The sequence below is a fragment of the Bacteroides sp. AM16-13 genome, from assembly GCF_003602705.1.
Lineage (GTDB): Bacteria > Bacteroidota > Bacteroidia > Bacteroidales > Bacteroidaceae > Bacteroides > Bacteroides xylanisolvens.
The window spans coordinates 283569-298043 of record NZ_QTLK01000001.1; the positions used below are offsets into that span (position 1 = coordinate 283569).

General features: G+C 40.8%; 9 protein-coding genes. 2 read left to right on the forward strand and 7 right to left on the reverse strand.

Features of this window, described 5'->3' with window-relative positions:
* The first annotated feature begins 190 nt into the window (after positions 1 to 190).
* Positions 191 to 1483, forward strand: coding sequence for a hemolysin family protein (locus tag DW173_RS01120; RefSeq protein ID WP_049703120.1), 1293 nt, complete (start codon positions 191 to 193; stop codon positions 1481 to 1483).
* A gap of 57 nt (positions 1484 to 1540) precedes the next feature.
* On the forward strand, positions 1541 to 2014 hold the full coding sequence (locus DW173_RS01125) for a copper resistance protein NlpE N-terminal domain-containing protein (protein ID WP_032853868.1): 474 nt from the start codon (positions 1541 to 1543) through the stop codon (positions 2012 to 2014).
* 162 nt (positions 2015 to 2176) lie between these two features.
* On the opposite strand, the gene DW173_RS01130 is transcribed toward DW173_RS01125, so the two are convergent.
* The 7 genes from DW173_RS01130 to DW173_RS01160 form a co-directional block, all read right to left on the reverse strand.
* Positions 2177 to 3397 carry a glycoside hydrolase family 88 protein gene (locus tag DW173_RS01130; protein ID WP_120143446.1) on the reverse strand — a complete coding sequence of 407 codons (1221 nt, stop codon included), beginning with the start codon at positions 3395 to 3397 and terminating at the stop codon, positions 2177 to 2179.
* Positions 3398 to 3463: 66 nt separating this feature from the next.
* Positions 3464 to 5113 (reverse strand): glycoside hydrolase 43 family protein, encoded by a 1650-nt coding sequence (locus DW173_RS01135; protein ID WP_120143448.1) that lies wholly within the window; start codon positions 5111 to 5113, stop codon positions 3464 to 3466.
* A 252-nt stretch (positions 5114 to 5365) separates the two neighbouring features.
* The gene (locus DW173_RS01140) at positions 5366 to 6769 is read right to left on the reverse strand and encodes an alginate lyase family protein (RefSeq protein WP_120143450.1); all 1404 of its coding nucleotides are present in this window, start codon (positions 6767 to 6769) and stop codon (positions 5366 to 5368) included.
* Between the two features lie 5 nt (positions 6770 to 6774).
* Complete coding sequence (locus tag DW173_RS01145; protein ID WP_087321382.1) at positions 6775 to 8280, reverse strand: Ig-like domain-containing protein; 1506 nt, start codon at positions 8278 to 8280, stop codon at positions 6775 to 6777.
* A 31-nt stretch (positions 8281 to 8311) separates the two neighbouring features.
* Entirely contained in the window at positions 8312 to 10045 is a 1734-nt protein-coding gene (locus DW173_RS01150) for a RagB/SusD family nutrient uptake outer membrane protein (protein WP_120143451.1), read from the reverse strand.
* A 3-nt stretch (positions 10046 to 10048) separates the two neighbouring features.
* A complete protein-coding gene (locus DW173_RS01155; protein WP_118195591.1) occupies positions 10049 to 13348 on the reverse strand; it encodes a SusC/RagA family TonB-linked outer membrane protein in 3300 nt (1099 codons plus the stop codon).
* A 69-nt stretch (positions 13349 to 13417) separates the two neighbouring features.
* Positions 13418 to 13933: an RNA polymerase sigma-70 factor gene (locus DW173_RS01160; protein ID WP_008021654.1), complete on the reverse strand. Its 516-nt coding sequence runs from the start codon at positions 13931 to 13933 to the stop codon at positions 13418 to 13420.
* Between the last annotated feature and the right edge of the window lie 542 nt (positions 13934 to 14475).

Genomic DNA, 14475 nt, shown 5'->3' on the forward strand with positions numbered 1-14475 from the left:
TGTATAATTCCGTGCCTGAATATTTATCAATACAACCTATATTCAAATGCTTTAATATATCCCATATTCTCCTCCGTTTTGTAAAATACCGACATAGCGAAGCAAACAATTTTACCTAATTATCATTAATATATAAAGAGAGTATTCTTTTTTTATATAATTTCGAAGCAATAACCATTTTAATCCATTTATGGAATTTCTTATTATCGTTTTCTTACTTGTACTGAATGGCATTTTTGCCATGTATGAAATTGCGTTGGTATCATCCAGCAAAGCACGTCTTGAAACACTTGTCGCAAAAGGTAACAAATCAGCCCGAGGAGTTTTAAAACAATTGGAAGAACCGGAAAAGTTCTTGTCTACCATTCAGATTGGTATCACGCTGATCGGTATCGTATCCGGTGCGTATGGTGGTGTGGCTATTGCCGACGACCTCGTACCTTTCTTTTCTCTCATTCCGGGCGCAGAAGCATACGCACGCAACCTGGCAATGATTACTACCGTAGCAATCATCACCTATCTTTCTCTGATTATCGGAGAGCTGGTTCCTAAATCCATTGCTCTTAGTAATCCGGAACGGTACGCCACTTTGTTCAGCCCGGTCATGATTTTGCTGACGAAGGTTTCTTATCCTTTTGTGTGGTTGCTAAGCGTCTCTACCCGGTTACTGAACAAACTTATCGGTCTGAAAAGCGAAGAACGCCCCATGACACAGGAGGAAATCAAAATGATCCTGCACCAAAGTTCGGAGCAGGGTGTGATTGACAAAGAGGAAACGGAAATGATACGTGACGTATTCCGCTTCTCTGATAAACGCGCCAACGAACTGATGACACATCGCAGAGATCTTATTATCCTTCATCCCGATGATACACAGGAAAAAGTGATGAAGATTATCGAAGAAGAACATTACAGTAAATATCTATTGGTAGACGAACGGAAAGATGAGATTATCGGTGTGGTTTCCGTAAAGGATATTATCCTGATGGTAGGCAACAAAAAGGTGTTTAACCTGCGCGAAATTGCCCGTCCTCCCCTCTTTATTCCGGAAAGTTTGTATGCAAATAAAGTTTTAGAGCTATTTAAGAAGAACAAAAACAAGTTCGGAGTTGTTGTTAACGAGTATGGCAGCACAGAAGGCATTATCACACTGCACGACCTGACCGAAAGTATCTTTGGAGACATCCTTGAAGAGGATGAAATGGAAGAAGAAGAAATCGTCACAAGGCAGGATGGTTCAATGCTGGTGGAAGCTTCAATGAATATCGACGACTTCATGGAGGAAATGGGTATCCTATCCTATGAAGATCTGGAATCGGAAGACTTCACCACTTTGGGTGGATTGGCCATGTTCCTGATTGGCCGCATCCCGAAAGCAGGAGACATCTTCACCTACAAGAATCTGCAATTCGAAGTGGTGGATATGGACCGCGGACGAGTAGACAAACTGCTTGTCATCAAACGGGACGATGAACAGGAATAGGATAGCAAAAAACGAGCAATAGCTCACTATATTTATATTAACTTAAAGCACTTAACGATGAAAAAAGTAATTATGTTAGCAGCAGTCGTAGCTGCTTTGGCATCTTGCCAATCAAAAGCAAACAAAGCCGCAGAGGCACAAGCAGACAGTCTAGCTCTTGCGATGACTCCGATTACCGAATTGACTGAAGTTTATGAAGGTACTCTTCCTGCTGCCGACGGTCCGGGTATTGACTATGTACTGACCCTGAACGCTGCAACCGACGGTGTGGATACTGCGTATACACTGGATATGACTTACCTCGATGCTGAAGGTCAAGGACAAAACAAGACTTTCACTTCAAAAGGAAAACAACAAACAGTACACAAGGTTGTGAACAAAAAACCTGTTACTGCTGTTAAGTTAACTCCGAAGGATGGTGAAGCTCCGATGTATTTCGTGGTTGTTAACGACACCACTCTTCGTTTGGTGAACGATAGCTTGCAAGAAGCTGTCAGCAATTTGAATTATGACATCATCAAGGTAAAATAATAAATAAGCCTAACCCTAACCAGTAAAAAAAGCTCTGTATAGAACCTTCGTTCTTGCAGAGCTTTTCCTTTTTTACACTATCACCTATTCTAATCGGACTATTCACTTTATTAGTTCTACCGATACTTTGATATTACCGTATTCATAAGCCCGGTAATACTGTTATCCCAATACCCCGTGTCCTTCTTGCAGACGTTTCAGCCTCAACAAGGCTTCGATATAATAATAATCTGCATAAATAATAGAAGCATCTATTTCAGAATGAGCGGGCCAGTGTCCTACACTATGCAACAGGAATGACGGTTTGCTTTTGCCACTCTGATAACTGTCAGAGTTCAGGCTTGCCAGCATTTCAATAGCTGCATCTTTATAACGTTTTCCGGTTCCATTCGGGAGGTAAGTGGATAGTTCAAGCAAAGCAGAGGCCACCACTGCCGCAGCAGAAGCGTCACGCGGAGCATCCGGTATTCCCGGGGCACTGAAGTCCCAATAAGGAACCTTGTCTTCCGGCAGACGTTCGAGATAGACATCTGTCACTTTCTGCGCGAAATCAAGATACTTAGGATCTTTCGTTTCACGATAAACTACCGTGTATCCATAGATTGCCCATGCCTGACCACGCGCCCACATGGTGCTGTCAGCATAACCTTGGTGGGTTACTCCTTTTATCAGATTACCTGTAATGGTGTCGTATACCGCTACATGGTAAGATGTATAGTCGGGACGGAACTGGCATTTCATCGTTTTATCAGCATGAGAAACGGCAATATCATATAAATAAGGATTTCCACCATTCTTCGCTGCCCAGAAAAGCATTTCGAGGTTAATCATGTTATCCATGATGGTATTGTGCGGCCAGTTGCGGGGTTCCACTTCACGAGGCCATGAAAGGATAGTTCCTACAATGGGATTGAACAGAGTAGCCAACGTATCGGCTGTATCAAGAATCACTTGTTTGTAAGCCGGATTCTTGGTCAGACGATAACCATTTCCGTAGCTACAGAACACGAGGAAGCCCAAATCATGGTCGAAAGCCGGAGACTTGGAAAGGAACTCCAGAGAGTTCGTGAACTTCTCCGCTTCTTCCTGAATCTGTTTATCTTTCGTATATTCGTAATCATACCACAATACTCCGGGCCAGAAACCGGCACACCATTCTTCCTTCGTCGCTTTCCGACAATTCCAATGATGTTCGTCAGTCATGATATTACGTGGCATCATTGTATAGTCGATGCCGGAGTCTGTTTTCAGTTCCGCAAGCGTACGTTGTGTCTGCTCTGCACAATAGTCCAATGCCTTATTCACATCCAATGTACCGGACGGCTGATGAGCACACGTACAGAAACCTAACATTACAGCCAAACCTACTACAATCTTTTTCATCTTAATCTGATATCTTCGAGTTAATTCTTAATCTTTATTTCTCTTTGTCAATTATTGATTGGTCAATTACTTATTCATCCGAAACCAATCGACATCTGCCCATCCCCGATTGCCTTCATTCGGAGTCACACAGAATAGTCCGACTTTGGCTCCAATCCATTTGCCTTGACGGGCTATGAAAGTCTCTCCCACTGTCGTATATTTCTTCCCGTCCAGACTATAAGCAAATGTACAAACGGCTCCTTTCCGAACCTTTACCTGTAAATAAACTGTTTGCCATTCATTATCTGCTACTCCCGGCATCTTTAGATATTTTACCGGAATGTTTGCCAATTCTTTTATCTGTTCGGGATTTTGCTGTTCCGCATCCTTACAAACTGCCTGTTGCAGAATAAACTGATCTCCCGCCTTGCGAATAGAAAGATAACTATAATCCCATCCCATCACAATGATTCCGGTTTGTTCTCCATCCTGCTTGGCAGTAAATGTCAGCTTGGTCGTAGCTGTAAACTCTTCAGCCGGGAACTTTTGCATCAACAGATTCGGAACTTCCCAGAAGTTCACAAACTCTTTCGAAAGGCTGCCTGCATAAAGACGGATAAATCCCAAATCGGTAGTAAACCCGTAAGTGTCTTTTTTATTGGCATGCCATTGCCATTGTAATCCCAAATGCCGGGTATTGAATTCGTCACTCTCCGGCGGAGTAGCAATCGGATAGGTCTTTCCCACATTCGGTTTCTTATAGGTCGTTACAGGTTCACCGCAACCGTCTTTATCCTTGTCCACTCCGATTACAGGCCAGTCATTTACCCACATCATCGGATTCAGATGAATCACACGTCCGTAAGCGCCCTTATCTTGAAAATGGACGAACCATGATTCTCCTGTGTTGGTGTCTACCCAACCACCCTGATGAGGTCCGTTTATCGTTGTCTTTCCTTGTACCATCACGATTTTCGATTCGTAAGGGCCATAGATGTTCTTTGAGCGAAGTACCAATTGCCAACCGGTTGCTACCCCTCCTGCCGGAGCAAAAATATAATAGTATCCGTTGCGTTTATAGAGCTTCGGTCCTTCTACGGTATGATTCTTTCCATCATTTCCGTCGAACACCATCACCGGATCGGAAATAACTTCTGTTCCTTCCGCATTCAGTTCGCAAATGACGAGGATACTGTTCACCCCACTACGACTTCCGGCATAAGCATGTATCAAATATACTTTTCCGTCTTCGTCCCACAAAGGAGTTGCATCAATCATTCCTTTCCCTGCTTTCACCAATACCGGTTTGCTCCATTTTCCTTTCGGGTCTTTGGTTTTAATCATATAGATTCCATAATCCGGATCCCCCCAGTAAATATAAAATTCTCCGTTATGAAAACGAATGGCCGGTGCCCATACGCCTTTGCCATGCTGTGCCTTATCGAAGAAAGGTTCCGGCTCCTGAACCGGTAATGCATAGTTTACCAGTGACCAATTGACCAAATCATTGGAATGAAGAATAGGAATTCCGGGAATACAGTTAAAACTGGATGCTGTCATATAGAAATCATCTCCGGCCGCACAGACATCCGGATCCGAATAGTCAGCATGGAGAACCGGGTTCTGATAAGTGCCATTCCCCTTATCAGCCACCCAGGTCTTAGAAATTTCTTGTGCGCCTGCCAATGAACCGCAAGCCATCATTCCTGCTAAAAACAGAATCTTTTTACGCATATACCTTACTAATCAATTTCATTCAAAACTAGATTCGTTACTCCTAAAAACAGGTTCTTTCTACCTTATATAAAAACCAAGCACTTTTAAAACTGAATCCTATCATCTCTGATTTCAAAACAATCTATTTACTGACCTATTTACTTATATATACGAAAGGGATTAGGTAAATACCTAATCCCTTTCCAACTTTTTTCTATTTATGCAAGATTATTGTAAAACAATCATGCTATATTACCAACAGCTTTTTCTTTACTCTTTTGCAAACATCAGGGTTCCGAAACCTAATTGGTCATAACCGCCGCTATTAGGTCCATAGTCACCTGCTCCACCATCGGAATTTCCGCGTGATGCATTTTCACGCATTTTATCAACCCACATCTTAGCATAGATGCTTGATTTACCATAATCCTGCGCCAAACGATTCACCAGCTCCCACGCAGGACGCACTTCACCACGTGAATCCTTTCCCTCTCTTCTTTCCTGTGCAGAAATGGTATCCCAGCTTCCACTACAATTTGTATAAGTAGTATAAGGCAGATCATTATCTGTATATTTAAAACTCGTCATCTTCCAACTGGCACTTGAACTACCGGTTTCAGCACCACCGATATTGTATTTAGCTACATATTCACACATAGCCAATGCACGTCCGTCATCAAAGATGAAAAGGTCTTCACCTACATTCTTTGCCATCTGACAGAAAGCACCCAGCAGACTGACACACAAGGTAGCATGTCCCTGGTCACGACCTGATTCCTGACATTGTCCCAGCATTTCATTACTATCCGGATCTAAATGTATGAAAGGAACGCCATTTCCTATATTTCCCGAACCAATACCAAATTTGAAATATTGGATAGCTTCATTGATTTTAAAGTTATCATCCGCCAAAATACCGATAGAAAGCAATGCTGTCATTGCAGATAAATCCCAGTTCAGCCAATAATGGAGCGCACATTCGTTTCCATTGTGCGTAGACAGGAATTTTGTAATATGAGGATAAAAGACATCTGCAATCCATGCTTTAAACTTAATGAAATCAGCTTCCTGCCATCCTGAATAAGAACGCATAATCTCCGCTGCATTTGCTATTTGATGTACCTGAATAAAAATCAAGAACTCGTTCGGATCTATAAATTCACCTTTATCATTCACGATAAATCCTGTACATGTTTTAGCCCAGTCATTCAAAATAGCGACAGCAGCATCTGCATACTGTGCACCGTCAGTCTCCGACAATTTCCATCGAAGAGCCAATTGATAGGCTGCGGCAGCGTCCTTCATCAACTTCGTATAGTTATTCCAGTCATTGGGATATTTGCCTGCCCAATTATTTTGATCGAGACGCGCCAATAATTTCACCGGAGAAGCCTTATAATTTGATTGTGACAAGCTATTCTCACCACGACTTAAATGATCGAACGCATTTTTCCAAGGTTGCGCACCGGCTTGCACTTTTCCTTTTACAAACTCAAAATCCGTTTCTGTATGAAGCATACAAGGATGTTCCAAAGTCGTAACATAATCCTTCACTTCCGGCCAACTACTCATATCATTAGAGCCGTCTTCTATTTCGCTACATGCTAAAAGCGTGGTAGAAGTCAGGGCAAAAAGCCCTGCTCCTATTATTGTATATAATTTCATCTTATTCATGGTAGTTATTCGTTAGTATTGTTTTCACTATCTACAAAAGCTTGCAAATCTTCCAAAGTTTTAAACGTACGTACCCAATATAAATCATAGGATACAGCAGGAGCTAAATAGTCAGCTATTACAAATTTTAATTGCACCAAATCAAACTTAGTTCTGACTTCCGGATTCTTATTATCAAAATTTGACATCAAATCAAAATAAAGAATATTCGGCTCTGTTGTAGATACTTGTGTCCTATTCAATATCGAAAATGAATTATTAGCACTACCCTTACCGCCAAGATAGTTATAACCAATAGTTAAAGGATTGTCATATATCTCAAATTTAACACACCCTGCGCTATTATTGCCCGATTGAAGAACAGATAGCGGTTTTATTTTCAGAGCAACATACCTATATGTAGCCGGAGTTATTATTACTGTCTTCCCACTATTATTCTTTACCAGAACTAAATCCCCACGATACTTACCCTTATCGAATCCCATTTGTACCACCGTCTTTTCACCGTCCGAAGTGGCAGTAGCACCATTCTCCAAAGTCCAAGGCCCTACACTATTATCAAATGAATAGCAGAAACGCCCTTCAGCAACAGTCACCGTCTTTGACTGTACCACAGGTCCATAAGAAGCCGTAATCGTCGCAGAGCCATTGGTCATTGTTTTAATACTCAATTTACCAGTCTTATCCACACTAATCACCTCCGGATTATCACTTGTCCAAGTCAGTAAAGATGCAGTAGCATCTACAGGATCCAATGTATATTTGATCTGGTATTCCTGTCCGTATCCTAATTGATTGAGTTCTTTATCTTCAGTAAACGTCATTCCGGTAATTGGAGTTACTATCTTAACCCCTATCTCGCAACTTGCAGACACCGGATTCGAACTGAAATCATCAGCCGTCACTATAATAGTCGCATCCCCTTTGCTGATTCCGGTCACCAAACCTGTCTTTTCATCCACCGTAGCTACTTCCGGGTTACTACTTGTCCATTTATAACGCTTGAACGTAGTAGTTGCCGGTTCTGAAGAAACAGTTAATTGATATTCATCGCCTGCCGCAATCTCTTCTGCCGGAACATTCGTTATATTGATGGCTGACATATAGGTATATTCGTCCATAACTTCAACTGTTCTAGTGACGATCGTAGCTTCCGGACCGAAACCGATTTCCGGCGTTAATGTAATAATAGCTTTTCCTGCTTTATCCTTAGTCACGACCTTACCTTCCCGTGTAACAGCAACAATAGATTCATCCGACGAAGTCCATTGCACATTAGCATCGGTTGCATTTTCAGGTGCAATACTCCAAGAGAGTTGCAGTTCTTTGTTCTTCAGCAGACAAATTGTTTTATTCCCTGCATCATATTGAGTTTCGTTAAGAGTAATGGTGGATACTGTAATCATTTCGTCCATCTTTCCTCCTAAATCCTTATCATCATCACATGAAGTCAGACCTAAAAACGAACAAGCCGCCAGTCCAACAAAATATTTTATATAATCTCTTTTCATGATTCTTATTCTTTAAGTTATTCAGACTTGATTATTGCCATCCCGGATTCTGTCCCAAGTTCGGATTCAACTGACACTGATCTACCGGAAGCGGATACAGGTCATTTTTACTACCCCAGCGCCGACTATTTTCCAAGATCAAACAGCCATCGGAGTCTTTTGCCATATTAGAAGCGCCAGCCCATGAAGTCGCAAAATCAGTTCCTGTCCATTTCACTCCTAGAATAGGTTTAGGCATCTCTACAATAGCAGTATTCCAACGCTTCAAATCATCAACTCGGAAACCTTCATTGTACAATTCGATGGTACGTTCACGACGGATTTCCTCTCGCATATTCAAACTGTTTTCTGAAGCAAAAGACGTAGTCAGTTTAGGCATATCCGGATTTACACGGAGACGAACCAAATTCAACGAGATATTCAAAGCATCATCCAAAGCTTTGCCAGTGGTTCCCAACTCATACATAGCTTCTGCATAATTCAATAAAACTTCTGCATAACGAATAATCGGAAAGTCGTAACCTTCAAATGTATCAGCCACCTTACGTTCCGTACCCCATTTTTGGTTTTGATAACCGGAACCTTGGAATACATTACATGTAATGGCATTGGTCGCATCTTCCCCATCCATACCTTTCCAGTCAATACGCGGTTTGTCGTTATCCCAATATTTAGTGCCATGAGCCAGAAGACAGTTCTTCATGCGATTATCACGATTTTCAAATTCCGTAGTCAGACCTCCATAACCTTTAAAGAGGTCAGCACTCTTGGCATGGTCAATAGGTAGCCCATTGCTACAAAGATACATATTCACAAATTTACGGTTAATATATTGCACGTTCGCTACACAACCATGTGTGATATTAGTCCCGATCGGAGCAATCGTTTCATCATGACGACGATAGAATATATATTCTTTATTGGCACTCTTAGTCAGATTCGCAGGATTAGACTGTACATTCTCTAAAATGAACAGGTATTTATAAGCCATCTCTCCCAAAGCTGCCGGTTTGAATAGCTCGAATTGCTTACTGTCGATAACTTTTTTCGCCGCATCCGCTGCAATACTCAACAATGCTTTGCCACGTTCTTCATTATTGCGGTTTTGTTGCCATGTGCCTTCATATAAAGCGACACGTGAAAGGAATGCATAAGCTCCCCATTTTGAGATACGCCCTTCATCGTCTGTCGTAATTGTTTCCGGCAATACTTCAGCCGCATCCTTCAAATCCTGAATCACGAAGTCAATCACTTCGCTACGGTCATTGCGGCTCATGCGTAACTCGGGTGAAGTAATATCCAACGGTTCTTTAGTGATAATCACATTGCCAAACAATTGCACCAAATCAAAATAAGAATAAGCACGGAAGAACTTCGCTTCTGCTACATAGCGACTAATATCACCGTTACCGGAAAAAGACGCCGCTTTTTGCAGCAACAAATTGCAACGGCGGATATGGGCATAATTGCTGGTATAGTTACCGTCTGAAGTAGGAATCGGATTACTACCATTGCTGTACATATTTACAGAACTGGAAGTCATCAAGTCCGAACGCCAGTCAGAATGTGCACCATCAGAAATTACCGATGTAAAATCACGAGTCCAACCATAGAAATTAGTTGCAAAATATTTAAAATCATCTGCTGCCCCCCATAAGTTGCCATCTGCCAGTTGGTCCTGCGGATCAAGATCCAGACACGAATTCAGTGTCAGACCAAGCGATAAAATTAAAAGAGCTTTCTTATATAGTTTCATATTCTTCATACATTAAAAAGTTAGATTTAATCCGAAAGTCACTGTACGGACAAAGGGGAAACGTCCTGCTGCTGATACCTTACGGCTAGCCTCCGGATCCCATCCGTCGTTAATTTTAGAATATTCCCAAAGATCAGCACCTGCTACATATACACGACAAGAACTAATTGCTTTCGTTTTAGCTAAAAAGGCAGAAGGTACATTGTATCCCAATGTCACATTTTTCAGACGAATGTAAGAACCATCTTCCACTGACCAGGAAGAAGCCTGATAGTTGTAGTCATTGATTTCATTCTTATTACTATATGTCGGATAATAAGCACCCCGGTTCTCCGGACTCCACGTGTTACCTACCGATTGATTCGAAGTGTTCAGATATAATGCTTTCATCGGTATACGCCAAATCTCATTACCGTTATTATCTCCCGTACGGAAGATTGTACGTTGAGCAGCACCCTGGAAAACCAATGATAAATCAAATCCCTTCCATTCTGCTCCTACATTAAAAGAGAAAGAGATTTTCGGATCATCTGTACCTAAATAAACAATATCATTCTGATCCAGTTTGCCGTCATTATTTACGTCAGCATACATATTATCTCCCAAACGGAAGTTTTGTTCTGTCAGTCCGATAGTATTACCAGTCAGGAAGCGATATAGATATTTTTGACGTTCTTCTTCTGTCTGTGCTTTGCCGGCATAACGCAAACCAAAAATACTATTCAACGGATAACCTTGCTGTTTATCAACAAAACCGGATTTCAGAACTGAAACTGCACCAATATCCGTCAGTTTATTCGTATTGAAAGAATAAGTACCTCCTACATGATAAGTGAAGTCTTTTCCAATCTTATCAGACCAGTTTACCATGACTTCCCATCCATGTGATCTGAATTTTCCATTGTTTGACATACCTGCGTTATCACCCAGAACTCCCGGATAAGAAACATTAATCAACATATTATCATTACGTTTCATGTATACTTCGGCAGTACCTGTCAGACGGGAATTGAACAAGGAAAAATCCAATCCTAAATTATAGTTCTTAATGCGTTCCCATTCACGTCCCAGAGAAGCGATTTTACCATTCGTATCTATGATAGTGCCTTTGTTAGGACCGATATAAGCTCCGCTTTGAGATTCAAATTTATAGAATTGTGTACCATCATATCGATCAATACCACTCTGGTTACCAACTTCACCATAAGAAAGACGGATTTTCAAATCGTTCAACCATTTGATGTTCTTCATAAACGCCTCTTCCGTAATACGCCATCCACCGGATATTCCATAAAAGAAGTCCCAGCGATTTTCCGGTTTAAACTTGGAAGAACCATCATAACGCATATTTACTTCCAATAAGTATTTTGACTTATAATTATAGTTTAAACGAGAATAGTAGGACATCACAGCCTCATGCCACTTTGTACCATGTTTATCTGTCAGATTTACCAAACCTGCCCCATTTACAGTTTCCAACGAGTTCTGTATATCTTTCACCGATACACCAAAATAATCGTATTCTTTCAATTCATATTGAGCACCAACCATTGCACTTACATTATGATGCTGCGCAAATGTATTATGATAATCAACATAACCTGCCATAGAATAGAAGTCTGTACGCGAACTTGTTTTCTCGTAAGACGACTCTTCCTGTTTGTAACCGTCAGCCTTAGTGTTTATCTTGGTTCCCGCATAATTATAAGAAGTAATAGCCATCTTCTTTATATCACGTGAAGCTACTCCGGAGTTATAACCGAGATTTGCTACTACATCCAGATGTTTATTAATATTGTAAGTGAATTTCTCACTGATATTAATTTCAGATACTTTCAGTTTATTATCTCCACCCAGTTCGGCAAACCAAATCGGTGACAACCAAGTTCCCCACGAATAAGGTTTTCCATCAATCGTAGAAGCCGGAAGTCCCGGTTGCGGATAACTGGAAGTCAATGTTCTATTCAGTTGTGAAGGAGCCACCTGATCCTGACGGTTATAGGCTATCACAGATTCAATAGAAAAGTTATCAAAGACTTTCAGTTTATTAGTCAAACGAAGATTGAAACGCTGATTGTTATTATTTCCCCACTTCAAGTTACTGTCATCATACATATACCCTACGGACAAGCGATATAAATTCTTTTCTGTACCTCCGGAAACAGCTAAGTCATGTTGCGTAGAATAAGAATTGCCGAACAACACGTCTTGCCAGTTGGTATCCATGAACACGAAATCCATTACATCTGAATAGCTGGGAGCGAAAGGATTTGCACTGTGATCCAAATCAATGTATTTACCTTCATTAGCCAATGCCATTTTCGCATATTTCACCCATGAGTAAGAATCCGGCTGACCATCGTTCTGACAAGTCTGTAACACTGCATTCGCCCACTCGTTCATAGTCATCAGCTCCGGCTGCAATCCCACCATCTTGTAAGTGTATGAACCGCTATATTCTATTCTCGCTTTTCCTTCCTTTGCCTGCTTAGTGGTTACCAATACCACACCACCTGCAGCCCGGGAACCATAAATAGCAGCCGATGCATCTTTCAGAAAATTGATAGACTGAATATCAGAAGGGTTGATATTACGCAGTGCATTTACACCATCATAAGCAACTCCGTCAATAACGATCAATGGCTCCGCATTATTTGCAGAAACAGAACCACGCAATTTCAAGCCCCAGCTCTCATCTCCCGGAGCTGCCGAATTGCGAGTGATCGTAACACCCGGAACCTGACCTTGCATTGCCTGTAACGGACTTGACATCGTTCCTTTATTCTTCAACATTTTATCAGATACCACTGTTACAGCACCAGTCAATGTCTCCTTCTTTTGTGAACCGTATCCCACTACCACAACTTCGTCCAATACTTCGCTATCTTCCTGCAATTTTACATTTATCACAGTTTGTGCAGCCACATCTATAATTTGATCCTTATAACCAATATAGCTGAATTTCAACTTAGCTCCAGCAGGTACACCAATCGTATAATTTCCGTCGATATCCGTAATAGTTCCTTCTGTTCCTCCTATTACAGTAATATTCACACCAATCAATGGTTCGCCTGTTGCATCAACGACTTGACCTTTCACTTTCTTTTGAGCCTGTGCCACTACTTGACTATCTTTCATGTTTGTATCGGCCCACGCCTTTGAAACAGGACAAAGTCCCAGCATTAATCCTAACGCAAACACCGCTGTTTTGTTAGGCCGCGAATTAAATATTAATCCTCTTCGTTTCATAAAATTAAATTTGAGGTTTAAAAATAGTATTAAATTTTTGTTCTCTAAAATAAGGTGAGGCATACAAGTACCTCTTTGTAAATTCTGACTCCTTTTCCATAAGCACAAAGGGTTATTTATTAATGAATAAGATTATATACAATTCCGGAAAAACTCGCGCATTTCACGACGTCCCAGAAACAGATGGTTTTCCACCGTCCTGCAACTTAAATTCAGTTCATTTGCGATTTCCGGAGACGTTTTATTTTCGAAGCGGTTCAATGTATAAATTAACCGACGTTGTTCGGGCATAGCAGCCAAGCGGGTCCGTTCCATTGTCATTAAATCATCACCGATAATTTTTTCTTCGGTTTCATTGGTAGAAGTGGACATAGTATCATAGATGTAGCTGTCTATCTCCTGTTTCTTATAATAACGACGGATATAGTCGATTACAATATTGCGGGCAATGGTGAACAAGAAATATTTCACTGTGTCCGGACGGAGCATTTGCTTGTAGTCCAGCAGACGTACAAATACATCCTGGGTTAGATCCTCCGCTTCGTAGCGATGAGTGATACGATAAGTAATATAGGTAAGAATCACCTGATAATATTCTTCATAAGAACGGGTGATAATGTTGTCGGAAGTGTTAGCTGTTGTCTCCATAATACTATCTTTTTCGGTTTTGATCACGATGCAAATATAGAGGTGATTTTGGATATAACAGCCAGAAAATAAAGCAGATCAATCTCAATGAATCTAGGTAGACTCATTTAAATATACAACTCTAATTATCAATATATTACGTTTACAAAAAAGAGAGTATCACTTTATAAAATGAGACTCAAATCACTCAAATCAACGTATCTTTGCTCCACTTACGCTCGTTTGCTCCCATCCTCTTCCCCTCTTCAATTTTATTATTTGATCGTTTCATTGTCACATCAAAGCTATTAATGAAGTACGAACATTAATAGATAAGTTCCGTTTCATTAAAGATAAACTTGCATTGCACTTATTGTAAAGTTACGTTTGATTAAGGGTAAACTATAAATGAAAGCTTCAATTATATAATTGCAAGCTTTGTTTTTATAAACGCAAGTTTCATTTATAAAAACAAAGCTTGCGTTTATAGATTACTCCCTATAGAAAACAACTTTACAATAGGACCAAAAGAAGTTTATATAGGGAGAAGAAGAACTTATCTA

What these genes read in the sequence shown, in the direction of transcription:
- DW173_RS01120 (WP_049703120.1), top strand. Translation starts at nt 191, where the DNA reads ATGGAATTTCTTATTATCGTTTTCTTACTTGTACTGAATGGCATTTTT.
- DW173_RS01125 (WP_032853868.1), top strand. Translation starts at nt 1,541, where the DNA reads ATGAAAAAAGTAATTATGTTAGCAGCAGTCGTAGCTGCTTTGGCATCT.
- DW173_RS01130 (WP_120143446.1), bottom strand. Translation starts at nt 3,397, where the DNA reads ATGAAAAAGATTGTAGTAGGTTTGGCTGTAATGTTAGGTTTCTGTACG.
- DW173_RS01135 (WP_120143448.1), bottom strand. Translation starts at nt 5,113, where the DNA reads ATGCGTAAAAAGATTCTGTTTTTAGCAGGAATGATGGCTTGCGGTTCA.
- DW173_RS01140 (WP_120143450.1), bottom strand. Translation starts at nt 6,769, where the DNA reads ATGAATAAGATGAAATTATATACAATAATAGGAGCAGGGCTTTTTGCC.
- DW173_RS01145 (WP_087321382.1), bottom strand. Translation starts at nt 8,280, where the DNA reads ATGAAAAGAGATTATATAAAATATTTTGTTGGACTGGCGGCTTGTTCG.
- DW173_RS01150 (WP_120143451.1), bottom strand. Translation starts at nt 10,045, where the DNA reads ATGAAGAATATGAAACTATATAAGAAAGCTCTTTTAATTTTATCGCTT.
- DW173_RS01155 (WP_118195591.1), bottom strand. Translation starts at nt 13,348, where the DNA reads ATGCCTCACCTTATTTTAGAGAACAAAAATTTAATACTATTTTTAAAC.
- DW173_RS01160 (WP_008021654.1), bottom strand. Translation starts at nt 13,933, where the DNA reads ATGGAGACAACAGCTAACACTTCCGACAACATTATCACCCGTTCTTAT.